Source organism: Pseudomonas sp. Pse35, assembly GCF_024519715.1.
In the GTDB taxonomy this organism is placed as follows: Bacteria; Pseudomonadota; Gammaproteobacteria; order Pseudomonadales; family Pseudomonadaceae; genus Aquipseudomonas; species Aquipseudomonas paracarnis.
Window position 1 is genome coordinate 89,935 of the sequence record NZ_JALJRP010000015.1, and the last position, 23,511, is coordinate 113,445.

The following is a 23,511-nucleotide window of genomic DNA, read 5'->3' on the forward strand; positions in this document are numbered from 1 at the left end:
GATATGCGCACTTCGCTGTTTTGCCTGGCTACCGCCGTTTCCCTGGGCGGCTGTGGCTCTTTGCCCGACACCCTCGACCCGGACGACGACCTGCTGCACGAGGCCCTGCAGGGCACCGGCGCACAACGCCCGCCGCTTCAGGCGCCTGTGGCCGAAACCGCTCCACCTGCCACCCAGGCTCCGCCGCAGCGCCAGCTCATTCGTGGCAATCAAGCGTTTGTGCGCCAGCCCGCGGCACCCGTAAACGTGCCGGAGCAGGGCGGCGACATCGTGTTCAACTTCGCCGATCAGCCCATCGAGGCCGTGATCAACAGCGTGATGGGCGACCTGCTGCACGAGAACTACAGCATCGCCGAGGGCGTGAAGGGCACGGTCAGCTTCTCCACCTCCAAGCCTGTAGACAAACAGCAAGCGCTGTCGATTCTCGAAACCCTGTTGTCCTGGACCGACAACGCCATGATCAAACAGGGCAACCGCTATGTGATCCTGCCGGCCAACCAGGCAGTGGCGGGCAAGCTGGTGCCGCAGATGCGCGTGGCGCAACCGGCCAGCGGCCTCTCGGCACGTCTGTTTTCACTGCGCTATATCTCGGCCACCGAGATGCAGAAACTGCTCAAACCCTTCGCTCGTGAAAACGCTTTTTTGTTGGTGGACCCGGCGCGCAATGTCCTGAGCCTGGCCGGCACGCCCGACGAACTGGCCAACTACCAGGACACCATCGACACTTTCGACGTGGACTGGCTCAAGGGCATGTCGGTGGCGGTGTTCGGCCTGCAACGCGCCTCGGTGGCCGAGCTGATGCCCGAGCTGCAAGCCATGTTCGGCGCGGACAGTGGCACACCCCTGGCCGGCATGCTGCGGTTCTTGCCGGTCGAGCGCACCAACTCGGTGGTGGCGATTTCTTCCCAGCCCCAGTACCTCAGCGAAGTGGGCGACTGGATCCGTACCATCGACGAGGGCGGCGGCAACGAGCCGCAGATGTATGTGTACGACGTGCGCAATATGAAGGCCGGCGATCTGGCCAAGTACCTGCGGCAGATCTACGGCAATGGCGCGATCAAGGATGACGCCCCGGCGAAAGTAGCGCCGGGGTTGCGTACCACCACCTTGTCCTCATCCACCAGTGCCGGTTTGCAGGCGAGCGCCCCGGTGCCCGCAGCCGAAGAACCTGAATCCGAGCCTGCCGAAAACACCCAGGCATCGCCCACCAGCGACCTCGAAGCGGGCACGCGCATCACCGCGCAAAAGAGCAGCAACCAACTGCTGGTGCGCACCCGCCCGGCGCAATGGAAAGAAATCGAAGCGGCGATCAAACGCCTCGACAACCCACCGCTGCAAGTGCAGATCGAGACCCGCATTCTGGAGGTCAAGCTCACCGGCGAACTGGACCTGGGGGTGCAGTGGTACCTGGGCCGCCTGGCCGGTAATTCCACCAGTACTACGGTGGCCAATGCCTCCGGCAGCCAAGGCGCCCTGGGCGGTGGCGGGGCAGGGCTGGGGGCGGCGGACTCGTTGTTCTACTCCTTCGTCAGCTCCAACCTGCAAGTGGCCCTGCACGCCCTGGAAACCAACGGCCGCACCCAGGTGCTGTCGGCGCCATCCCTGGTGGTGATGAACAACCAGCCGGCGCAGATCCAGGTGGGGGACAACATTCCCATCAGTCAGACCACCGTCAATACCGGGGACGCCGACACCACCTTGAGCAGTGTGGAATATGTGCAGACGGGGGTGATTCTGGATGTGGTGCCGCGCATCAATCCGGGTGGGCTGGTGTACATGGATATCCAACAACAGGTCAGTGATGCCCAGAACTCGACGGGAAACAGTGAGACGCCGGTGAACCCGCGTATCTCCACGCGCTCGGTGTCCACCCAGGTGGCGGTGCAGAGTGGCCAGACGGTGCTGCTCGGCGGGTTGATCAAGCAAGACAATGCTGAGAGCGTCAGTGCCGTGCCTTACCTGGGGAAGATTCCGGGGTTGCGCTGGTTGTTTGGCAACACCGGCAAGTCCAAGGACCGCACGGAGCTGATTGTGTTGATCACGCCAAGAGTCATCACCAGCAGCAGCCAGGCGCGGCAGGTGACGGATGATTATCGTCAGCAGATGCAGCTGTTGCGACCGGCTCAATGATCCTGGCTGTACCGAGTACCCATGTGGGAGGGGGCTCGCTCCCGATGGTGGCCTGGCACCTTGCGATCAAAAATGTGGGAGCTGGCTTGCCTGCGATGATGGCCTGCCAGCCGACACCTATCAACCTGACACCCCGCGATCAAAAATGTGGGAGCTGGCTTGCCTGCGATAACGGCCTACCAGCCGACACCTATCTACCTGACACTCCGCAATCAAACTGTGGGGGCGGGCTTGCTCGCGAAGGCGGCCTAACAGGCGACGCAGTTATACCGGGTACATATCCATTCCTGCGGTAACGGCCACTTAGGGTTCCGCCCTGACGGCGGCTCACTTTGCAAAAGCGGCAAAGTAAGCAAAACGCTCTTGCCCCACCACTCGGCACCTCGCTTTGGCTCGGTGTGCCCGTAATTCGCCAGTGATTTGGGGGGCCGCCGCCACGCGCCATCCATGGTGCGGGGCGGCTAAACCGGCATCCCTGCCGGTTTACCCCCCAAATCCCTGTCGAATTCCGGCCAGCGTGGTTTAACGGGGCGCCTGAGATCAAAAGCAGATCAAGAGCGGCTCGCTTCGCATCGTGGTTACCGTCGGTAGTTACCGTTGCGATGGGGGGGCGTGTCAGTAAATGCATTTTGACTGGCCCACAGTCATCAGGAGCACGCCCCCTCCCACACTTTGAGCGTTCTGCGCGCCCAGATTAAAAATCATTTTTATGAATAATTATTTTTATAAATAATGAAAGTACAGAATATTAGCTTATGCCCAAATAGCATTATATTTTTAAAATCCATTCCGTTATGTTTGATCCCAACAGCCTACCCCTGACCTCGGATGGTACCCAGCGTGATTCAGATTCTGCGCGCCTGACCGGGTAATCATCCCGCCGCAGCAGAGTCGTTGGACGGGAGCTCAACGTATGTTGCCACTTCAAACCCCTCGCTTGCCCCACACCTAGCCCAAGCCGCATCGCCCCTTTGACTACCGGCCACGTCGCGCCAGGCGCGTGCCTGCCCGACTTTGCGATTTGGAAAAAGCTGGGAATGGATATGAAGCAAATTCTGCAACCTACTGCTGCCCTGACCCTGTCGCTGTTCGCCGCAGCAGCCCAGGCCCAGGATGACAGCACCTTGTCGACGGTCGTCGTGACCGGCAACCGTGGCGCCGAGCAGCGCACGGTCACCAGCAGCCCGGTGCCGATTGACGTGGTCAGCGCCCGGCAATTGCAAAACACCGGCAAGCCCGGGTTGATGGAGGCGTTGAGCGCGGTGATCCCTTCGCTGACCCTGCCGGAAAAAACCGGTTGGGACGCCAGCGGCATTGCCCGGGCACCGAACCTGCGGGGTTTGAGCGCCGCCGAAGTGTTGGTGCTGGTCAACGGCAAGCGCCGCCACACCAGTGCCACCTTGAATATCAACGGCATCAACACCGGCGCGGCGCCGGCTGACCTGGACCTGATCCCCATCAGCGCCATCGACCATGTCGAAGTGCTGCGCGATGGTGCGGCTGCCCAATACGGGTCTGACGCCATTGCCGGGGTGATCAACGTGATCCTCAAGGCCGACACCCGCGGTACCTCGGTGACCCACGCGGGCCTTGGCTACGACGGCAAGAAACAGACCGTGCAGCAAAGCCTCAACAAGGGCTTCGAAATCGGCAACGGCGGCATCGTGCAACTGGCCCTGGATGCACGCAGCCAGAACGATGACAACAAGGCCAGCGCCAACGGCTACACCTATGAGCAAGCCTATGGCCTGGCGGGCAAGTCCACCTATGGCGGCTACGGTACGCCCAAGACCAACCTGCTGACCCTGGGCTACAACGCCGAGTTGCCGATCGACGACAGCCTCAGCCTCTACTCCTTTACCACCTACTCGCGACGCAAGGCCGAGCAGGGGCAGAACTTCCGTCTGCCGACCATCACCAACACCATCACCACCGGGCCTAACGGTTACCCGGCCGGGTACACCCCGACCTGGTACATCGACGAGGACGACTTCCAGGCGGCGTTTGGTGGCAAGGGTACTGTGGGCGAGTGGGACTGGGACTTGTCTACCACCTATGGGCGCAACGAAGCGGAGCAGGGCACCACCCACAACCAGAACCCTTCCCTGGGCGAAGCCACGCCGAACAGCTTCACCTCCGGTACCTGGATTTCCACCGAGCTGACCACCAACCTGGACTTCAAGCGTGGCTTCGACATCGGACTGCAAAAGCCCTTGGACCTGTCCTATGGCTTCGAGCATCGGCGCGACACTTACGAGGTGCAAGCCGGCGATTACGCGTCTTATGCCAATGGCGGTTACTGCGTGGCGCCGGGTAACTGTGCGTCGTCCGGGGCACAGGTCACCAACGGCATTTCACCGGACGAAGAAAGCAGCGCGTCACGCAACAGCCTGGCCGGTTACGTGGATGTGGGTTTCAACCCCTTGCCGGACTGGTACGTTGGCACGGCGGTGCGTTATGAGCATTACAACGAGGGCGTGGGCGCCACCCGCAGCGGCAAGCTGACCACCCGCTACGACTTCACCCCGCAGTTCGCGGTGCGTGCCACCGTGAGCAATGGCTTTCGTGCGCCGTCCCTGGCCAACAGTCTGTTCAGTGCGCGCTCCACCACCTATGGCGTCGTCGATGGGGTGTATCAGTCGATCAACTATGGCGTGCTCCCCGTGGGCTCGGCGGCGGCCCAGGCGCTAGGCGCGCAGGCGTTGAAGCCCGAGCGCTCCACCAACTTCAGCCTTGGTTTCACGCTCACGCCCACCGACCGCCTGAGCTTCACCGCCGATGCCTACGTGATCAACCTGCGTGACCGCATCACCCTTACCGGCACCTTGCTGGGCCCGGAAGTCACCCAGGTGTTGCAGAACAACGGCATCAACTCCACCTCCGGCGGCCAGTACTTTATCAACGGCGCCGACACCCGCACCAAAGGTCTGGACCTGGTCAGCAGCTACAACCAGGACCTGGGCGCGTTCGGCGCGCTGAAGTGGACCGCCGCGTTCAACTGGAACCAGACCCAAATCCTCAACTACAAGGAATCCACCCACATTCTTGGTACCTCCTACGACCTGATGGACCGCCAGGCGCGCAACCTGATCACCGGCGTGCAACCCAACACCAAGCTGATCCTGGGCGGTGACTGGAGTATCGAACGCTTCAACCTCAACCTGGCCCTGACCCGCTACGGCTCGTACAAGGAAGTGAACTCATCGGCCAATCGTGACCTGGACCGGGTCTACAACGCCCGCTGGATCACCGACCTCGACCTGGGCTACAGCCTCACCAAAGACCTGAACATTGCCATCGGCGCCAAGAACCTGTTCGACCTCTATCCCAAGAAACAAGGGGTGCCGAGCAGCACCATGGTTGCCAGCTACGGCACCTATTCGCCCTACGGTTTTACCGGTGGGTATTACTACACCCGGCTGACTTACGCCTTCTGAGGCCTGCGAGGAAAAGAACATGCCCATTGTCGCCAAACCCTATGACCTGCTGGATGAAGTCAGCGCCCAACCGCTGCGCCAGCGCCGTGCCGCCACGCCGATCAAGGCGTTGCGCGTGGTGCCGGCCCGGCACCCCTGGCGCTGGGCCGGGTCGATTTTCGCCGCGCTGGTATTACTCGCCATCGTGCACTCCCTGGCCACCAACCCGCGCTGGGAATGGGGGGTGTTCGGCCAGTGGTTCTTTTCGCCCTCGGTGCTGCGCGGGTTGGGCCAGACGTTGCTGCTGACGCTGTTGAGCACAGTCTTCAGCATCCTGCTGGGTACCGCGCTGGCCCTGGCGCGGCTGTCGGGTTCGCCGTTGCTGGCGGCATTGGCCTGGGGCTATATCTGGTTTTTCCGGTCGATGCCGGCGCTGCTGGTGCTGATCATCCTCTACAACTTTGCCTACCTGTACGACCACATCGTGCTAGGCGTGCCGTTCACCGATCTGGTGTTCGCCGAGTGGTCGACGGTGGATGTGCTCAGCCAATTTACCGTGGCCGTCCTGGGCTTGAGCCTGATGCAGGCGGCCTACGCGGCGGAGATCATTCGCGGTGGGCTGATTGGCGTGGATGCCGGCCAGCATGAGGCGGCGGCGGCCTTGGGGCTGCCGGCCTCTCGACGCATCTTCCGGATCATCCTGCCCCAGGCACTGCGCTCGATCTTGCCGTCGGGGTTCAACGAAATCATCGGCCTGGTCAAGGGCACCTCGATTGTCTACGTGCTGGCCTTGCCCGAGCTGTTCTATACCGTGCAGGTCATCTACAACCGCACCCAGGCGGTGATCCCGTTGCTGATCGTCGCCACGGTCTGGTACCTGATCATCACCACCGTGCTCACCAGCGCCCAGTACTACGTCGAGCGCCACTTCGCCCGGGGCACCGCGCGGGTGCTGCCACCCACGCCGTTGCAGCGCGTGCGCCGCTGGTTCAAGGAGAAGGCCCATGCCTGAAGCACGTGCCGGGCGCATTCAGATCCAGGGCGTGGGCAAGCGCTTTGGCAACCAGCAGGTACTCGATCATATCGACCTGAGCATTGACCCTGGCAAGGTCACGGTGATTCTCGGGCCGTCCGGCTCGGGCAAGTCCACCTTGCTGCGCACCATCAACCATTTGGAGAAGATCGACAGCGGGCATATCACCATCGACGGTGAGTACGTCGGATATCGGCGCAAAGGCGAGCTGCTTTTTGAACTCACCGAACGCGAGATTCTCAAGCGCCGTATCGACGTGGGCTTCGTGTTCCAGAACTTCAACCTGTTTCCCCACCTCACCGCCTGGGAAAACATCGCCGAAGCGCCCCTGGCGCACAAGCGCTGGAGCCGGCTGCAGGCCCGTGACAAGGCCGATGAATTACTCGCCAAGGTCGGCCTGGCGGACAAGGCCGACGCCTACCCGCGCCAGCTCTCCGGCGGCCAACAGCAACGCGTCGCCATCGCCCGGGCCTTGGCGCTCGACCCCAAAGTGCTGCTGTTCGACGAGCCCACCTCGGCCCTCGACCCGGAACTGGTGGGTGAAGTGCTGGACGTGATCAAGGGCCTGACCCAACTGGGCGTGACCCTGGTGATCGTCACCCATGAGATCGGCTTTGCCCGCGAAGTGGCCGACCACGTGGTGTTCCTCTGCGACGGCCAACTGATCGAAGAAGGCCCGCCCGAACAGATCCTGCGCCAACCCCGACATCCCCGCACCCAGGCCTTTCTCGGCAAAGTGCTTTAGTTCAAGGAGTGACTGCCCATGTTTATCACCACTGCCCGTGTCGTCCTGTTGGCAATTGCCGGGGCCGCTGCCCACAGCGCATTTGCCGTGCAACAGGTCGACCTCAGCCCCGATCGCCCGCGCATCCATGCGCCACGCAATGAAGCGGCCATCGCGCAGATCCCGCCGGGCTTCAAGTTCGCCCAGCCGGGCAAGTTCACCGTGGCCGTGTCAGGTGTAGCCGGGCCACCGCTGGCGCTGCTGGCCAGTGACGACAAGACCACCATCGGCAGCGAGGCGGACACCGCCCAATTGGTAGCCGACAGCCTTGGCCTGCAACTCAACGTCGTGCAGACCAGTTGGGAAGACTGGCCCCTGGGCGTCAGCTCGGGCAAATACGACGCGGTGATCAGCAACGTCACCGTGACCGAGGCGCGCAAAAAGCGTTTCGACTTCGCCACCTACCGCCAGGATGTGCTCGGGTTTTACGTCAAGAGCACCAGCAAGATCAGTGAGATCAAGCAGGCGGCGGATATTGCCGGGCTGAAGATCATCGTCGGCTCCGGCACCAACCAGGAAAAAGTCCTGCTGGCGTGGAACGAGGCCAATGAGAAAGCCGGCCTCAAACCTGCGTTGTTGCAGTACTTCGACGACCAGGCCGCCGCACAACTGGCGGTGCAGTCTGGGCGCAGCGACGCACTGTTCGGGCCGAACTCGGTGTATGCCTATTCGGCAGCGATCACCGGCGGCATCAAGCGTGTCGGCACCGTCAATGGTGGCTGGCCGTTGCAGGCGGATATCGCGGTGACCACGCGCAAGGACAACGGCCTGGTGCAGCCGATCCACACGGCACTGCAGGGCGCGATTGTCGGCGGCCAATACGAGCAGGTGCTGCAACGTTGGGGCCTGGATGTCGAGCGCGTCGACAAGTCGCTGATCAACCCACCGGGCCTGCCGGACTAGGAGCATCGACATGGGACTGACACGACGTGAAGCGCTATCGAGTATTGCCGCAGTCGGCGGTGAGAAGGCGGTCAAGGACGCATTGGCGGTGTTGGGTCTGGGCCCATCGTCACACCGCCGACCGCAACCGCTGAAACTCAAGGACGACCTGGGGCAGGGCACTCGGGTTCTGGTGCTGGGCGCCGGAATTGCCGGGCTGGTCACTGCGCTGGAGTTGACACGCGCCGGCTTCAGTGTGCAGGTGCTGGAGGCCCGCGAGCGCGTGGGTGGCCGCACCTGGACCCTGCGTAACGGCGACCGCGTGGACTATAAGGACGGTCGCTCGCAGACGGTGGGGTTTGACCCAGGCCAGTATTTCAACGCCGGGCCGGCGCGCATCCCCAGCCAGCACCGCACGATCCTCGACTATTGCAGTGAGCTTGGCGTGCCGTTGGAAGTGCTGGTCAACAGCAGCCATGGCGCCCAGGTGCGGCCGGACCTCAGCCAAGCGGCGTTCAGTGTCGGCCAGGCGCTCAACGATACCCGCGGGCATCTGTCGGGGTTGCTGGCCAAAGCGGTGCAACGCGACGCTCTCGATGATGTATTAAGTGGCGAAGAGCGCACACGCCTGCTCGGTTTTTTGCAGGTGTACGGTGACCTGTCCCAAGAGTTGGCTTTTGAAGGCACCCTTCGCTCCGGGCACCTTGAATCTGCCGCCCACCCTGGCGCCTTGCCCGCCCGCCATAAACCGTTGGGGTTGGACCGCTTGCTGCACCCGGAACTCTGGGGCGCTCTGTTACACACCGAATTTCCGGAGTTTTCGGCCACCATGTTCCAGCCAGTGGGCGGCATGGACCGCATCACCGAGGCCTTCTACCGACGCGTGCAGGAGCAGGTGCAACTGGGCGCCCAGGTGCGGCAGATCCGCCAGCTGGAGGACGGCGTGGCGGTGACCTACCACGACCAGCACAGTGGCCGTGAACAGGTGGTGCGTGCCGACTTTCTGGTCTCCACCTTGCCGCTGCCCCTGCTGGCCAAGCTCGATACGGACTTCAGCGCGCCGGTCAAGGCGGCCCTGCTCAGCACCCGCAGCGACCAGGCGACCAAGGTGGCCTGGCAATCCCCGCGCTTTTGGGAGACCGACTACCGTACCTACGGCGGCTTGTCGTGGATCGAGCACCCGGCGCGCCCGCTGTGGTACCCCAGCAACGACCTCAACACCCGCGAAGGCGTGCTGGTGGCCGGTTACGTGACCGGCGAGGGCGCTGACGTGTTTGGCGGCCAGCCCCTCGATCAGCAGTACGCCGCTTCCCGGCAAGCCGTGGAGCTGTTGCATCCAGGTTATTCCAGGCACTTGCGCAATCCTCTGGCGGTGTCCTGGGAGCAGATCCCCTACAGCGAAGGCCCGTGGTTGCAACGCGAACACTTCCCCGCCGAGGCCCACGCCCTGCTTGAACAGCCCCATGGCCGGGTGTACTTCGCCGGCGACGGCCTGGTGCAGAGCGGCGTGGGTATCTGGCAGGAATCGGCAGCCAACTCGGCGCGCCATGTGGTCGCGCAACTGGCCGAGCGCATCACCCAACAACACCAACTCGCGGCGTTGGCCGCATCCTGAGGAGCCTCACCATGAGCGACAGCATCCAACGCACCAGCGTCGGCGAATTCCCCATCTCGCAAACCGTCACCGTGCCGGCCTCGGCCAGCCTGGTGTTTGTCAGCGGCACGCTGCCGGACCCCGCCGACCCGAAGGTGCCTGGGGTATATGGCGACACCGAAGTGCAGAGCGTTTCAGTGTTCAACAAACTGCGCCAGATCCTGCGCCAACACGACCTGGACCTGGGCGACATCGTGCAGTTACGGGTGTTTCTGGTCGGCGCCGAAGAGACCGATGGCAAGCTGGATTTTGCCGGGTTGCAGCGCGGCTATACCCAGTTCTTTGGCACGCCCGAACAGCCAAACAAACCGGCGCGCACCGCGTTGCAAGTAGTGGCGTTGCCGTTGCCGGGGGCGTTGGTGGAGGTGGAGGCGATTGCGGCCAGGGCGGTGTGATCACACCCGTCACTCTGCGGATCGTTCCCACGCTCTGCGTGGGAATGCCGCCCCGGACGCTCCGCGTCCCATCGCCTCGCAAGCGCCACGCACTGCACAAGGTGACGCGGAGCGTCACAGAATGTATTCCCATGCAGATCGTGGGAACGATCATCATGGCAGAGGTTCCACCTACTCCTGCAACAGCAATGCCTGCTGCTTGAGCCTGCGTTTTTGCGCAAACGGCAAGCTCTCATCATCCCCATACGGCGCGCTATACCAGTTGCCGTAGCTCGGGTTGGGCAGCAGGAACCAACGCTGGCCTAGCCAATTCACATAGGGTTCGACGGCCTTGCGTTGTGCATTCAGGGTGTTGTGTTCGGCTTGCACAAAGTCTCCCAGCGAGTCACCTGCCATCAACAGCACGCGGGCATGGTTGGCGACCCACTGGCGACGACAGTTCTTGCCATAACCCGCGCTTTCGCAGTGGCCGGTGGGGGTGCTGGCCGCCAGGATCTGTGCGTCGCTCTCAATCGGAAAGCCGCGCAAACGCAGGTTTTTGGCGGTGGCCGCGACCTGGCTGTGCTCGCGGTTGGTGAGGTAGTAAACCTGGATGCCTTTTTGCCGGGCCGCCTGCAGGAACGCTACCGAGCCTGGCAGTGCCTGGGCCTTGGCCTGGTTGACCCAGGTGTTCCAGCGGTCATAGGAATAGACCTGATTATTGATGATATCGCGGGCGTTGAGGGGCACGTTGTCCAACAGCGTTTCGTCGATGTCCACCACCACGGCCGGGGGCAAGCCGGCCATGTTGCGTGGGGCAAAGGGCAGGGCGTCCCAGCTCGGGTCGGCCAGGGCGACATCCAGTTGGCGGGTGGCATTGGCGAAGAGCTGGCGGTAGATCAGCTCGTGTTCGATGGACGTCTGGGTCCAGAGCACTGCATCGAGTTGGTCGTTGGCCGGGGGTGTTTGCTGGCAGCCTGCCAGAGCGGTGGTCAACAGGCAGACACTGGCGAATAACAAGTTACGCATGAGCAAGTCTCGCAGAGGGTAGGCGCGTGGTCAGCACAGTAGCGCAATTACCCGCACAATCAAGGCGTGCACACCAGTGACTGGCGCTCATAGTTCAGCGCCTTGTTCTGCGGTGGTAACGCATAGGTGGCACGACAATGCTGCTCACCCCACTTGATGATCAGCGTGCCCTGATCCTCTTCCACCAGTGCCAAGGCATTGCCATTCGGATCGGCAATCGCCAACTGCTTGCCATTGGCGTCTTCCAGTGAGGCACCAAACGACAGCGGTTGATGCTGGGCATCAAACAACTCAAACAATACGCGACGCCCGCTAGTGCCACTGTAATGCGCCACCACGATGGCGCCACGGCGCGGCACCAGTTGCTGGGTGGCGTTGGTGATTTCCACGTCGCCTCCCAGATCGCGGGTGTCCAGGCTGATCCAGTTGACCCGGTAGGGTTGCGCAGTGGGCACCACGGCATAGCCGTTGTACCCGGTCTCCACCCCGCTGTAGCTGCTGATCTTGGCACCAGAGACGCCTGGTACTTCGGCCAGGGCGAAGGTCTCGCTGACCGTCTGCCCCAGGTTGACGCCACCCGCATGAGCCACCACCGAGCCTGCGAGGTTGAAGTTCTGTGAGTTGTAGCCCTGGCCCTGGCTGTAACCGAGGCTGACATCTGCCACGGCGGTGCGACTGTTGACGTTCACCGAGCCTGAGTCGCCGCTGGTGTCACTGTGGCCGGCCTGCACCGAATAGAAAGTGTCGCTGGTATCGGCCACGTAGCCATTGATGCCCGCTTGGGTGGTGGTATCGCCACGTTGGTGGCTGGTGGTGACAAACGCCCGTGGCGCGCGGGCCTGGCTGCCCAGCGGGAAAGACACCGACAGGTTCACCTGCGTGTCGCTGCTCGGCTCGCCCCAGGTGACGATCTGCTTGGTGCGCGTCACGCCAAGGTTGTAGCTCAGGTCGCCCCAGTTGCCGGTGTAGCCCGCGGAAAAGCTCTGGGAGCCGCCCCGATTCCAGTAGCGTTGGTCGCTGGCGTTCACATACAGGCTGCCGAATTCGCTGTTGCGTCCGATGCTCTGGTTGATGGTCAGGTCGGTGCGGGTTTTCGAGTGGCCGGTGCGTACGCGCAGGTCTTCGCTGCTGTCTTCCACATGGTCGGTGAGGGTGCGATAGCCCTCGGTGGAGTAGCGATAGGCGGCCAGGGTGAAGTTGGTATCGGTGCCGGCAAAGGTCTTGGCGTACAAGGCGCGTACGCTGCTGCCCTGGGAGGTTCGCCCCTGGGCCTTGCTGGACGAATGGGTGGTATCCAGGGAGAACGCACCGAACGAGGTGTTCCGCCCGGCACCGATCGACAGCGCGCTGTAGTCCTCACTGGCTTGCACACCGACAATCCCACTGAGGTTGCTGGTCAAGCCGTAGGCCAGCGTACCGCTGAGAAAGCGCGGGGAGGCCAGGCCATCGGCATTGCTTTTGAACGTGCCCGCCGAGACGCTGTATTTCACCTGGCCTTCGCGCACCATGATCGGCAGGCTGGAGAACGCCTGCATCGTCACCCGGCGCGTGCCGTCGGCTTCAATCACGGTGATTTGCAGGTCACCGTTGGAGCCGCTGGGGTAGATATCGTTGATCTCGAACGGGCCTGGCGCGACGTTGGCGGTGTAGAGGATGTAGTCGTTCTGGCGGATTTCCACCGTCGCGTTGGTCTGCGCCACCCCACGGATTACGGGGGCATAGCCGCGCTCGCTGTCGGCGCGCATGCCATCATCAGAGGCGAGCTTGACCCCGCGATAGCGCACGCTGTCGAACAGGTCAGTGTCGGAGAAAATCTCACCGGCGCTGAACTGGCCCTTGATCGCGGTGACGTCATGCTGCAAGTAAGTGCGGTTGCTGGTGAAGGTGTTCGAGCGATCGGTGCCGCCGCTCAGGTTCGACTCGTTGCGCAGGCGCCAGGCCCCCAGGTTGATGCCGTTGCGCAGGCCCAGGTTATTGGCAATGCGGGTTTTATAGTCGCCGGCGGTGCGGCTGCTGTTGAGCTGGTAGTTGATGAAAGCGGCGGGCACACCGTCGTCCCACAACTGTGGGTCGACATACCCGCGCAAGCCACGCTGCATCGCCACCTGCGGGATACTTGCGAGCAGGCGCAGACGGCTGCTGTCGTAGCGCACGCTGGCGTCTTCGATCATGTCGGCAAGGGCGTAGCAGTCCTGCGGCTGCTGCGGGTCAAGTTTGCCCTCGGCCTGCAAACGGTGCAGGTCGATACCCAGTTGCTTGAGCAGGTCGAGGGTCAGGCAGGCTTCTACACGACCGTTTTTCGGGTTGCGCTTGAAATCGATATCGCGTCGGCCCACCAGCATTTCGTTGCTGTACAGGTCGACGCGGTAATTGCCCGGCAGCACGCTGTTGGCCGAGAGCAATTGCTGCAAGTCCACCGGCGACTGCGAGCCTTGCAGGAAGGTGGTGTTGAAGGTTTGCGCAGCGTCATCGGCCATGGTCAGACTGGGCAAGCTGGCAGCAATCGCCAGCGACAGCGTCTTCAACTTCAATACGCCACGTGCGGGCCTGTTGCTGGAAAGAAAAGACATGCGAAGACCTATGACATCCCTGATTGACGGACAGTCGGGCACGCAAACACGCACGCGAAGTGAGCTTGTGAGTTAGCGAAAGTGCTTAGGGGTTAAGTCGCGATTCAGTCGCATACGCCGGTAGCGCAGTGCCGCTAGACAGTGGCGCGCTGTAGTGATTCTGCGCGCCGTAATCATTGATGCTGGAAAACGACAACCGCACCGGCCCGCTGGCAACTGGAGCACTGAGCGCAAACTGTTTTTGTTCGCCGGGCGCAATCATGGTGGAGTCGCTGGCCACTACCGCCTGCACTTTGATGTCGGCCATGGACACGTGGTACAGTGTCGGGTTTTTCACCTGCAACAGGGTTTGGCTGCCGTGTTTGGCCAGCGTCCATTCAAGCTGTGCAGGGGCTTGCAGCGCGCTGCCGGTAAGACCGGCAGGGCGGTAAAAAATCTTGATGCGTTGGCGGATGGCCAACTGCAAGGTGTTCTCGGATTCGCTGGCTTGGGGGATTTCCTGCACATTGAGCCACACCACCGACTCGCGGTCCGTGGGCATGCCGGTGCCCTCATACAGAATGCGCAGCAGTTGTTGTTCCTTGGCGAATACCCGGGCCAGTGGCGGGGTGACGGCAAACGGTGCACGGCTGGCGCTGGCGTCGTTCATGTCGACCCAGGATTGAATCAATACATCCTGGTTACCGTTACGCACGGTGATGTTGGCTTCCTTGTGGTCACCGTCAAACACGATACGGGTGGCATTCAATGAAATGCTGGCGGCGGCCTGGGTAGCCATGAGCAAGCCCAGCAGCCCCAGACATGCGGCGATAGAACGAGGCGGCATGAGGGTTATCCGGTGTAATCAGAAGACAATGGCGAGGCCGCAAGGCCTCGCGCGTTCGGTGCCCGGTGCGCCGAATTATTCGTATTGCAGGATGAACGGCAGGGTGGCGTCACCGCGACCGGCGGTCGACGAACCCGCCGCTGCGGTAGTGACGTAGGCGGCCGCGAAGCTCAGGGTGGCGTCGCCGCCTTCAGTACCGGCACCGTGCATGGTGCTTTCAATGCGTGCGGTGCTTGGCGAGCTGAGGTCAATCAGACTGCCCTTGCTGTCCAGCAGGGCAATACCGACGTTTTGTGCAGTGGCCGAACCCGGGTTCAGGGCCAGTACTTTTTTGCCGGTGACCAGGCCGGAACCGCCGTTGTTGGCGTCAAAGATCATGGCGACCTTGGTGCCCTGGTTGCAGTTGACGTTCAGGTTGAAGTCTTTGGCGGTCACACGACCTGCGGTTGGGTTTTCCGCGGTGCCCATGTCCTTGATCGAAACGTTGCCCATGTCCACCGAAATGGTGCGGTCGGAGTTGGCGCCGTCCACCGAGCACGCGTCGTTGTTGATCACGCCGGTGAAGGTGATTTTGCCGCTGCCGCCCAGGGTTGGCGCTGCTGCTTCACCTTCGGCGAATGCACTGCCGGAGGCCGCGATAATAGCCGAGGCGATAACAGCCAGGGAAAACTTCTTCATGATGATGTCCGTAAGGTTTAGTTGGAAAAAAGTGCTGTTGTTGAACTGCGAGCAAAGAGTAGGCGACGAGGCGGTAGGAGCGAATAAGACGATTCTTATAAGCGCTGGGGCGGGCAGGTTATTTGCACGGTTGCAGCAGTGAAGAGCCAGAAAACAAAGGGCGAAGCCATTGTCCAGAAATGGCTTGCAAGTTATGCGTTAGTTGAAGATGTTACGTTCCAGGCAATAAGCAAGAAGGTCCTGGTCGCTGCTCACTTCAAGTTTGCGCATGGCCGATACTTTTTGTGCGCTGATGGTCTTTGAACTTCGGTTCTGGCGGCGCGCAATGTCACTCACGCTCATGCCGGAAATAAACAGGCGCAGGATCTCGAACTCTTTGGGTGACAAACTTGTAAAGCGCTCGTCAATTGCCGTGAGGGTCTCTATCACCGAGGTCTTTGGCGGCTCCAGGCTGCGATAGTCGCTGTCTTGGGCGATCGCCTTGAGTGCCAGTTGAATCTCGGTATGCAACTGGCTTTTCTGGATGATGCCGACCACGCCCAGCTCTTGCAGGCGGGTGAGAATCAGGTGATTGGAGATCATGGTCAGGATGAGGATCTGTACCTGCGGGAAGTGCCGTTTGAGGTACTCCACCAGCTTCAGGCCATCGCCATAAGGCGAGTCGCCCGGCATGTTGTAGTCGGTAATCACGATGTCAGCGCCTTGATGCTGCAACAGCTCGATCAGGCCGGCCGAACACACGGCCTCGCCGACGACTTGAAAGCGCATGTCACGCTCTACCAGTTCGCGAACGCCAAGCAACACGATCGGGTGATCGTCCGCGATTACCACGTTGAATTTTTTCATAAAGGGCCGTCCGTAGTGCCAGTTCAAGTGAGTGAAGAGTGCCCGAGCTGGAGAGTCTCCAGAACGGCCGACAGACGCTGCATCACAGTCTTCACCTTGAGCTCAAGCGTTGTGTCGAGGCTGCCGCGGTTAAGTGCGCTTTCCAGTTCGATGCAGGCCTGGGCCAGGCTGAGCGCCTGCACTGCGCCCAGAGCGCCGGCGATCGAGTGCAGCAATTGGCCGAGGCCATGAGCATCACGCTGGACCAGGGCCGCGCCGATGCGCTGCATATCCTGCTGCACGCTGCTGATGAACAGCGGGCGCATCTTGTCCGACAGTTGCACGCGATCGTCGAATACTTGGGCGTCAGGCTCAACCGGCGACTTGACTTTGCACAGTTTGATCAACTGATCGCGCAGGGTTTGCAGGCTCAAGGGCTTGACGATCCAGGCGTTCATGCCCACTGCCAGGCAACGTACGCCTTCCTCGCGCATTGCATTGGCGGTCACGCCGATAATCGGCAAGTGTGGATCATGCTCACGCAAGGTTCTGGCCAGTTCATAGCCATTCATCAACGGCATGTTCACGTCGGTCAGCACCAGGTCGAAGGCCTTCGGTTGCCATAACTGCAACGCCTGTTCACCGTTGGCGGCCAGGCTCACCGAGCAACCGAGCGCCTCCAGCTGTTCCTTGATAATCGCCTGGTTGACCGGGTTGTCCTCGGCCACCAGGATGCGCAGCTCTAGCCGCCCGGCGCTTTGTGGCCGGGTCGCTGTGGGTTGCTCGTGCCTGCCGTGCTGCGCCAGTGATACGGTGGCGGCGATGGTGCGTATGTCGTGCATATCCACCACCCAGCCTTGGGCTGTGTGCAGCGGCGGGCTGTGTGCACCGGGCAGGCAGAGCACACGTTGGCCGGGCCATGGCTTAGGGGGATCGCCGGGTAACAGTTCTACCAGTACCGCGTGGTGACTGTCTTTGTCCTGGGTGGTCGCGGCCAGGGCGGCGGTGATTCCCAAGCGGTTGAGCCAGTCACTCATTGCCTGCGCCAGTTCGCGTACCGGTGCCTGCACATACACCGGCGTCGAGCTGGGCTCGATCAGCGGCAGGTTGGTCAGTGCACCACAACACAGTGGCAAGCGCATTTTCAGGGTAAAGCTGCTGCCCAGCCCGGGCTCGCTGACCACGCGGATTTCGCCGTCCATCATCTGCGCCAGCCACCGGCAAATCGGCAGGCCAAGCCCGGTGCCGCCTTCGCTGGCGGTGTCCGGTGCCTGGTAGAACAGATCGAAGAGCTTGGCCTGCTGCGCCTCGGCAATGCCAACGCCGGAATCGGTGACTTGCCATTCCAGGTCGACATTATTGGCGTCGCTGCCCACCACCCTGGCACGAATCACCACGCACCCAAAGTCGGTGAACTTGATGGCGTTGCTCACCAGGTTATTGAGGACCTGGCGGATGCGCATCGGATCGCCCATCAGGCAGTTCGGCAACTGCGGGTCGATGCAACTGTAAAGCTGCAACCCCTTGCGCCGGGCGAAGGCGGCGTAGGTGTGCAAGGTATCTTCGAGCATGTCCAGCGGGCAGAAATCCACGGCTTCTATCGCCATTTGCCCAGACTCGATCTTCGAGACATCCAACACATCACTGATCAGTTGGAACAGTGTGGCGGACGAACGCTGGATGGTGTGCAGGTACGTTTTCTGGTGCGGGTCGAGGTCGGTCAGTCCGAGCAATTCGAGGGTGCCGAGCACGCCATAAAGCGGCGTGCGGATCTCATGGCTCATGGTTGCCAGGAACAGCGTCTTGGCCTCGCTGGCCGCATCGGCGGCATGACGTGCCTCTTCCAGGGCCTGGGCGTCTTCGATGTGCCGGGTGATATCGTTGAATGCATACAGGCGTACGTCTTGAGCCTGATAGCGGGTCGACACAAAGCCGATCTGCAGGTGCCGGCCTTCGATCTCCAAGTGCGTCTCACCGCTCTCGGCGCCATCGTGCTTACCGGCCATTGCCTCCACCAGGCGTGAGGTGCCCGGCCATTGCTGGGCGCGCTGGTTCTCGATCAATACCCTGCCATCGCTGCGTCGCACAACGCATAACCCAGTGGGTGCGGTGTCGATTATCACGCGGCTGAACGCCACGCTTTCGGCGATGCGTTCGTGGGCCAGTTGTGCTGGGGTGATCACCTGGCGTCGATACCATCGGCTGCCAGCCCAACCCAGTGTAATCAGGCTGAACAGCACCAACGCCATGGTGCTCAACGGCCACAATGCGGAGTGAAAGAAGTGCGAGTAGTTCAGGCCATAGACCGCGCTCCAGGGCTGGTCGCCGGCCTCGGTGACCTTGAATTCAAAGCCGTCGGCCGTGAAATGCACACCATCGCTGAGCTGCGCCTGGTTGGCTGGCCCAATCAACCGGTTACCGTCAGGGCCAATCAGGGTAAAGCGATCAAACGCCGAGTGATTCAGCGCGCGCTGTACATCGTCGACCTGCGACACGTCGAGCAGGGTGCCGATCACGGCCTGGCCCTGGGCGTCGAGTGGCAGGCCGATGTAGGCCAGCAAATATTCGGGTTCGGGGCCGGCCTGCCAATACACCCGATTCTGCTCCAGTGGCTGCGGCGCCTGTGCAAGGATTTGCTGTACGGCGTTGACCCGGGCCACCGGGTTGTCGGTATCCTCGGGGCTTTCCCGGTGCTGATAGCCCACGGACGGAATGGTGATGGCGTAGTCGGCCTGGCGATTGAGCAGGAAGGTTTGCGGCGCTTCGTACGGCGAGGAGGACCAGAAGGCGCTGTAGTAGCTGGTCAAGTGCGCACCCAGGGCAAAAATCGGCGGCCTCGCGGCGGTGCTGATCTGCTGTTCATCGAACTTGACGCTGAAGGGCACCGAAAACGAATACTTCTGGCCCTCGTACAGCGTGCGACGGTTGTCGACCATGCGGCTTTTGAGGCTGACCTGCACGTTGGTGGCGTGCAGCAGTTCGGCCTGGATGCCGGGGTGTGTCAGGCTCTTGAGGTAGGTTTGCTGTTCTGCGAGGTTTTCCATCAGCCGCGCAAAGTGAAAGCGCATCGCGCTGTAGCGAATTTCGACGCCCCGGTGCAGAGACCAGTAATTGGTCAGCATCAGCAGCAACGCGATTCCCATCAACACCATCAAGCCTTTGTTCAGGCGCAATGAGCTGCGGGTAAAGGCTTCGAGAATCGCGTTATTGTGCTTCATCAGGGGTTTCCGCAGGCGCAGGATAAATCGGCACTGGATGGAGCTTACTCCTTATGATCGTGGCCGCCAGCTAGTGAGATGTCGCAGGGCCATCATTGTTCAGTAGCTGCTGAAATTGGTCCGAAGACACTGCGTGAGAGATCAGGAACCCCTGCACCTGATTGCAGTCGATTTTGCGCAGCAGCGCCAATTGCTGCGGGGTCTCCACGCCCTCGGCAACCACCGTCAGACCCAACTTGCGGCCCAGCGCGATAATGCTCGCCAATGCCTGGGCGATGCCTTCGTTGTCGTGGCTGCCCTGCACCAGCGCCTGGTCGATCTTCAGTTCGGTAAATGGCGTGGACACCAGATTGAGGTAGGAGCTGTAGCCCTTGCCGAAATCATCCTGGGACAAACCGAACCCCTTGATCCGCAATCGGCAGGCGCCGGCGTAGAAATTGCTGATGTCCTGCGGCACCGAACATTCCATCAACTCGAAGCAGATCATTCCCGGGATACCATCGTGGTGCAGCACGAACTCCAGCAAACGGTCTGCCAGGTCATGGCTGTTGAGCAAGTGGGTCGGCAGGTTGATCGACACTGGAATTTCATAGCCGCGCTGGCGCCAGTGTTCCTGGGCGTGGATCGCTTGCTTGAGCACCAGCCACAACAGCCGCTCCTCCAGTTCGAACGCCTTGATTGCCGGCAGGAACGCGGCAGGCAGCATCACGCCTTGTTCGGGGTGCATCCAGCGCACCAGGGCTTCGGCAGCGACGATACGGCCGTTGGCCAGGGATTTTTTCGGCTGGAACCAGGCCTGGAACTGGCCGCTGCTCATGGCCTGCACCAGCGTGTGACGGTCGATGTCCATGTGCTCGGGCAGTTCGGGGGTAGGCGTGCGCACCCTGTTCCTGAGTTGGTTGACCAGGGTGCGCAAGGCCTCGGCGTTCACGGGCTTGGAAATCAGGCCAAGCACTTCCACATCGAGGTTTTTCGCCACCAGGCTGGCCGCCATCAGCATGCGCCTCGACGCCGCACTCATGATTGCCAGCGCCGGCTTGCAGCGCAGGCTGGCCAGGCACTGGATAAACTGCACGCCGTCCATGCCGGGCATCAGCAGGTCGGTCAGTACCAGGTCGAAGTCCCGCTGGCGCAGGCGCTCCAGCGCTTCTTTGCCATCCTCGGCGGTTTCGAGCAGGAAGTCTCCCAACTCGCTGAGCAAGTTCTGCAGGTAGATATGCTGCAGGGGATGGTCCTCTACAATCAGAATACTAAGGGGCTTCATGGGTGATCCGTGCATAAGGCGCCAGGGAGTTGAATAGAGCCCGCAACGCAAAGGGTTTGACCAGGCAATGGTTCATGCCGGCGGCCAGGCACAGGTCGGCCTCGCCGCGCATGGCGTTGGCGGTGGCCCCGATAATCGGCAACGTGCAGCCCTGGCGCCGCAGTTCACGCGCCAGTTCATAGCCGTTGATATGGGGCATGTTCACATCCGTCAACACCACGTCGAAGTTGCCGGCGGTGTGGAGCTGCAACGCTTGCTGACCGTCGGCCGCCAGCTCCACGGTGCAGCCGAGTTCTTCCAGTTGATCACGCAAAATCAGCTGGTTGATGATGTTGTCCTCGGCCACCAGCAGGTGCAGGTTGAGTTTGTTCAGATCCCGCCGGTGCGTTTGCTCATCGGCACGGGCCACCCATAGCCCTTGCGCCTGGCTCACGGCCTGATGAATAGCCCCCAGGTGGTTGAGGTTGACGTGCCAGGCGCCGGCGTCGGCTTCTACGCCGGGGCAGGCGTTGCTGCTCACGTGAATCACCGGCCCGGGCCACTCGGGCACCAGCAACGGGTCGACACTGCCGGGGTGCACTTGCAACAGCAGATGTGTGTCCGCCAGCGTCGGCAAGCCGGCCTGGGCCCTCGCACCCCAACGGCGCAACCAGCCGGCGACGGCGTTTGCCAGTTCCGGGATCGGCGAGGCCACGTAAATGGTCTCGGCCAGCAACGGTGTCATCGGTGGAACAGATGCTTCTTCCAACGGCAGGATCAGGCTGAAACTGCTGCCCAGGCCGAGTTCGCTGACCATGCGGATATTGCCGTTCATCAACTCCGTCAGACGCTGGCAGATAGGCAGGCCCAGGCCGGTGCCGGCGACCACATTGGTATTGCCCTCACTCTGGTAAAACGGCTCGAAGATCATCGCCTGGTCTTCCTGGGCGATACCTTTGCCGGTGTCCGAGACTTGCCACAACAGACTGGAGCGTTCTCCGTCGCGGCCCAGCACCTTGACCCGCAGCACCACGCGCCCATAGTCGGTAAATTTCACCGCGTTGTTGAGCAGGTTATTGAGAATCTGGCGGATGCGCGTTACGTCGCCGATCAGACGTTCCGGCAGCTTGGGATCAAAGCAGGCATACAACTGCAGGCCCTTGGCGTGGGCCGCTGCGGCGTAGCCCTGGATGATTTCATGCACAAGGTCCAGCGCAGAGAACTCGCCCATCTCCAGTGCCAACTGCCCGGCCTCGATCTTCGATACGTCCAGCACATCGCAGATCAGTTGCAGCAAGGTCGACGATGAGCCTTCGATCGCCTGCAAGTAGTCCTTTTGTTGTGCATCCAGTTGCGTGCGAGCCAGTAGTTCCAGGGTGCCGAGCACGCCATACAGCGGTGTACGGATTTCATGGCTCATGGTCGCCAGGAACAGGGTTTTTGCCGCGTTGGCTGCGTCCGCCGATTGCCGCGCCTCTTCCAGCGCCGCCTCGACCTGCTTGCGCGCACTGATGTCACTGAAGGCGCAAAACAGCACGTCTTCGCCTTTGTAGCGGGTGGGTGCACTGCTCAGGTACAGGTGACGGCCATCGATGGTTTCAAAGTAGTCACTGCGCTCGGAAGGTCCGTTGGCAAAGGCTTGCTCGATCCAGCCGGCGCGCAGCGCCTCGCGCTCCGGCCCGTTACCCAGCCATTGCTGGGCCAGGGCGTTTTCCAGTACCACCTGGCCGTCGGTGCGGCGCAGCACGCAGAGGGCCACAGGAGCGGTCTGGATCACATCGCGGCCGAAGGCTTCGCTTTCGATCAGCGCCTGGATGCGATGGATCGACGGAATGATAAAACGCTGGTCGACGCGGCGCATCACCAGCCCGATCAGCGTCAGGCTGAACAGGCAGAGCAACAACGAACCGAGCAGCTGTTTCCACAGGCCAGTGACCACTGCACGCAGGTCGATGGAGTACATCAACTGCCACTCAGAGGACTTCAGGTGTTTGCGAATCACCAGGTGGTCGGGTAGCCAGCCGTTGCCGACAAAACCGAAAAAACTGTCTTCGCCGGGCCTCAGCTGTTGCTGGCTCAACTGTGTATCGGTGCTGTTGGTGAACACCAGCATGCCCTGGGAATTGAGCATCATGAACTCGCCGGCGCTCTGGTCGCTGAGTGTCGAGGAGACTTCACGGCTATCCATCTCCAGGCCGAGCCAGCCGGAGTCGGGGTCGCGTTCGTCCAGGCGGATGAAGATGTACAGGTGCGAGTGCTGTTCAGTCCTGTCGCTCAGCCAAAGTTCGTTAAGTGTGGCCGGGTCGGTGTGCTGCAGGGCCTTGAGGCGGTTGAGCATGCATTTGGAAATCGGCAATACCTGCGCGGTGGCGTCGTAAAGGCGCATCACTTGCGGGTTGGGGCCGGCGTTGACATAGAGTAGGTTCAGCTGTTTGGCCTTCAGGTAGTCGCGCATGCGTGCGGTCAGCCAGATGCTCCACTGGTTGCCCGATGTGTCGCCCAATTCCAGGTGCTGTTCTTCGGCCGAGGATGGATAGACCCTGGACTGCTTGCGCACTGCCGACAGGCTCAGGCTTTCGAGCAGGGCTTGGCGGTTGGTGAAAAAGGTATGGGCTTCGGCAATGGCGCTGCTCATGTAGCCGCGGCGCTGGGAGATGTCGTTGTTGAAGGTCGACAGCAAAAAGGTATAGACCCCGCTGAGGATGCCTACCAGCAGCACGCTCGCAAAAATACGAAGCAGCCTTCTGGCTGCTTCGGGTCGGGAGAGGACGGGGTTGATCTGGAGCAGATAACTTTTCAATCGCATCGGCGGACTTTACGTCTGGGCCTTTGCCGGTGGCATAAGACGA

At 61.6% G+C, this 23,511-nt stretch carries 15 protein-coding genes; 7 read left to right on the top strand and 8 right to left on the bottom strand.

What is annotated here, in order from left to right; all coding sequences use genetic code 11:
* Window positions 1–3: 3 nt before the first annotated feature.
* From gspD to OC445_RS14935, 7 genes are all read left to right on the top strand, one after another.
* Window positions 4–2,130 (top strand): type II secretion system secretin GspD, encoded by a 2,127-nt coding sequence (gspD, locus tag OC445_RS14905; RefSeq protein WP_054898354.1) that lies wholly within the window; start codon window positions 4–6, stop codon window positions 2,128–2,130.
* A 1,043-nt stretch (window positions 2,131–3,173) separates the two neighbouring features.
* Window positions 3,174–5,567, top strand: coding sequence for a TonB-dependent receptor plug domain-containing protein (locus OC445_RS14910; protein WP_034128278.1), 2,394 nt, complete (start codon window positions 3,174–3,176; stop codon window positions 5,565–5,567).
* A 19-nt stretch (window positions 5,568–5,586) separates the two neighbouring features.
* The gene (locus OC445_RS14915) at window positions 5,587–6,558 is read left to right on the top strand and encodes an amino acid ABC transporter permease (RefSeq protein ID WP_054898355.1); all 972 of its coding nucleotides are present in this window, start codon (window positions 5,587–5,589) and stop codon (window positions 6,556–6,558) included.
* A complete protein-coding gene (locus tag OC445_RS14920; RefSeq protein ID WP_034128215.1) occupies window positions 6,551–7,324 on the top strand; it encodes an amino acid ABC transporter ATP-binding protein in 774 nt (257 codons plus the stop codon). Before OC445_RS14915 ends, OC445_RS14920 begins: the two co-directional genes overlap by 8 nt.
* 18 nt (window positions 7,325–7,342) lie before the next feature.
* Entirely contained in the window at window positions 7,343–8,266 is a 924-nt protein-coding gene (locus tag OC445_RS14925; RefSeq protein ID WP_054898356.1) for an ABC transporter substrate-binding protein, read from the top strand.
* Window positions 8,267–8,276: 10 nt separating this feature from the next.
* Window positions 8,277–9,860 (top strand): flavin monoamine oxidase family protein, encoded by a 1,584-nt coding sequence (locus OC445_RS14930; protein WP_262020201.1) that lies wholly within the window; start codon window positions 8,277–8,279, stop codon window positions 9,858–9,860.
* 11 nt (window positions 9,861–9,871) lie between these two features.
* Entirely contained in the window at window positions 9,872–10,294 is a 423-nt protein-coding gene (locus OC445_RS14935; RefSeq protein WP_032896335.1) for a RidA family protein, read from the top strand.
* A gap of 171 nt (window positions 10,295–10,465) precedes the next feature.
* Here the strand turns inward: OC445_RS14935 and OC445_RS14940 are convergent, their stop codons facing one another.
* The 8 genes from OC445_RS14940 to OC445_RS14975 form a co-directional block, all read right to left on the bottom strand.
* Window positions 10,466–11,302: a 5'-nucleotidase, lipoprotein e(P4) family gene (locus OC445_RS14940; protein ID WP_054898358.1), complete on the bottom strand. Its 837-nt coding sequence runs from the start codon at window positions 11,300–11,302 to the stop codon at window positions 10,466–10,468.
* 59 nt (window positions 11,303–11,361) lie between these two features.
* Window positions 11,362–13,872 carry a fimbria/pilus outer membrane usher protein gene (locus OC445_RS14945; RefSeq protein WP_054898359.1) on the bottom strand — a complete coding sequence of 837 codons (2,511 nt, stop codon included), beginning with the start codon at window positions 13,870–13,872 and terminating at the stop codon, window positions 11,362–11,364.
* 85 nt (window positions 13,873–13,957) lie between these two features.
* Window positions 13,958–14,698, bottom strand: a complete 741-nt coding sequence (locus OC445_RS14950; protein ID WP_014719105.1) for a molecular chaperone — start codon at window positions 14,696–14,698, stop codon at window positions 13,958–13,960.
* 75 nt (window positions 14,699–14,773) lie between these two features.
* The gene (locus tag OC445_RS14955) at window positions 14,774–15,376 is read right to left on the bottom strand and encodes a fimbrial protein (protein ID WP_014719104.1); all 603 of its coding nucleotides are present in this window, start codon (window positions 15,374–15,376) and stop codon (window positions 14,774–14,776) included.
* A 198-nt stretch (window positions 15,377–15,574) separates the two neighbouring features.
* Window positions 15,575–16,222 carry a response regulator gene (locus OC445_RS14960; RefSeq protein WP_054898360.1) on the bottom strand — a complete coding sequence of 216 codons (648 nt, stop codon included), beginning with the start codon at window positions 16,220–16,222 and terminating at the stop codon, window positions 15,575–15,577.
* 23 nt (window positions 16,223–16,245) lie between these two features.
* Window positions 16,246–19,419 (bottom strand): hybrid sensor histidine kinase/response regulator, encoded by a 3,174-nt coding sequence (locus tag OC445_RS14965; protein ID WP_198790598.1) that lies wholly within the window; start codon window positions 19,417–19,419, stop codon window positions 16,246–16,248.
* A gap of 70 nt (window positions 19,420–19,489) precedes the next feature.
* Window positions 19,490–20,683, bottom strand: a complete 1,194-nt coding sequence (locus OC445_RS14970) for an EAL domain-containing protein (RefSeq protein ID WP_003192443.1) — start codon at window positions 20,681–20,683, stop codon at window positions 19,490–19,492.
* The gene (locus OC445_RS14975; RefSeq protein ID WP_054898362.1) at window positions 20,670–23,468 is read right to left on the bottom strand and encodes an ATP-binding protein; all 2,799 of its coding nucleotides are present in this window, start codon (window positions 23,466–23,468) and stop codon (window positions 20,670–20,672) included. Before OC445_RS14975 ends, OC445_RS14970 begins: the two co-directional genes overlap by 14 nt.
* Between the last annotated feature and the right edge of the window lie 43 nt (window positions 23,469–23,511).

Excerpts from the sequence above, each read along its gene's own strand:
- gspD (WP_054898354.1), top strand. The coding sequence starts at position 4 with ATGCGCACTTCGCTGTTTTGCCTGGCTACCGCCGTTTCCCTGGGCGGC.
- OC445_RS14910 (WP_034128278.1), top strand. The coding sequence starts at position 3,174 with ATGAAGCAAATTCTGCAACCTACTGCTGCCCTGACCCTGTCGCTGTTC.
- OC445_RS14915 (WP_054898355.1), top strand. The coding sequence starts at position 5,587 with ATGCCCATTGTCGCCAAACCCTATGACCTGCTGGATGAAGTCAGCGCC.
- OC445_RS14920 (WP_034128215.1), top strand. The coding sequence starts at position 6,551 with ATGCCTGAAGCACGTGCCGGGCGCATTCAGATCCAGGGCGTGGGCAAG.
- OC445_RS14925 (WP_054898356.1), top strand. The coding sequence starts at position 7,343 with ATGTTTATCACCACTGCCCGTGTCGTCCTGTTGGCAATTGCCGGGGCC.
- OC445_RS14930 (WP_262020201.1), top strand. The coding sequence starts at position 8,277 with ATGGGACTGACACGACGTGAAGCGCTATCGAGTATTGCCGCAGTCGGC.
- OC445_RS14935 (WP_032896335.1), top strand. The coding sequence starts at position 9,872 with ATGAGCGACAGCATCCAACGCACCAGCGTCGGCGAATTCCCCATCTCG.
- OC445_RS14940 (WP_054898358.1), bottom strand. The coding sequence starts at position 11,302 with ATGCGTAACTTGTTATTCGCCAGTGTCTGCCTGTTGACCACCGCTCTG.
- OC445_RS14945 (WP_054898359.1), bottom strand. The coding sequence starts at position 13,872 with ATGTCTTTTCTTTCCAGCAACAGGCCCGCACGTGGCGTATTGAAGTTG.
- OC445_RS14950 (WP_014719105.1), bottom strand. The coding sequence starts at position 14,698 with ATGCCGCCTCGTTCTATCGCCGCATGTCTGGGGCTGCTGGGCTTGCTC.
- OC445_RS14955 (WP_014719104.1), bottom strand. The coding sequence starts at position 15,376 with ATGAAGAAGTTTTCCCTGGCTGTTATCGCCTCGGCTATTATCGCGGCC.
- OC445_RS14960 (WP_054898360.1), bottom strand. The coding sequence starts at position 16,222 with ATGAAAAAATTCAACGTGGTAATCGCGGACGATCACCCGATCGTGTTG.
- OC445_RS14965 (WP_198790598.1), bottom strand. The coding sequence starts at position 19,419 with ATGAAGCACAATAACGCGATTCTCGAAGCCTTTACCCGCAGCTCATTG.
- OC445_RS14970 (WP_003192443.1), bottom strand. The coding sequence starts at position 20,683 with ATGAAGCCCCTTAGTATTCTGATTGTAGAGGACCATCCCCTGCAGCAT.
- OC445_RS14975 (WP_054898362.1), bottom strand. The coding sequence starts at position 23,468 with ATGCGATTGAAAAGTTATCTGCTCCAGATCAACCCCGTCCTCTCCCGA.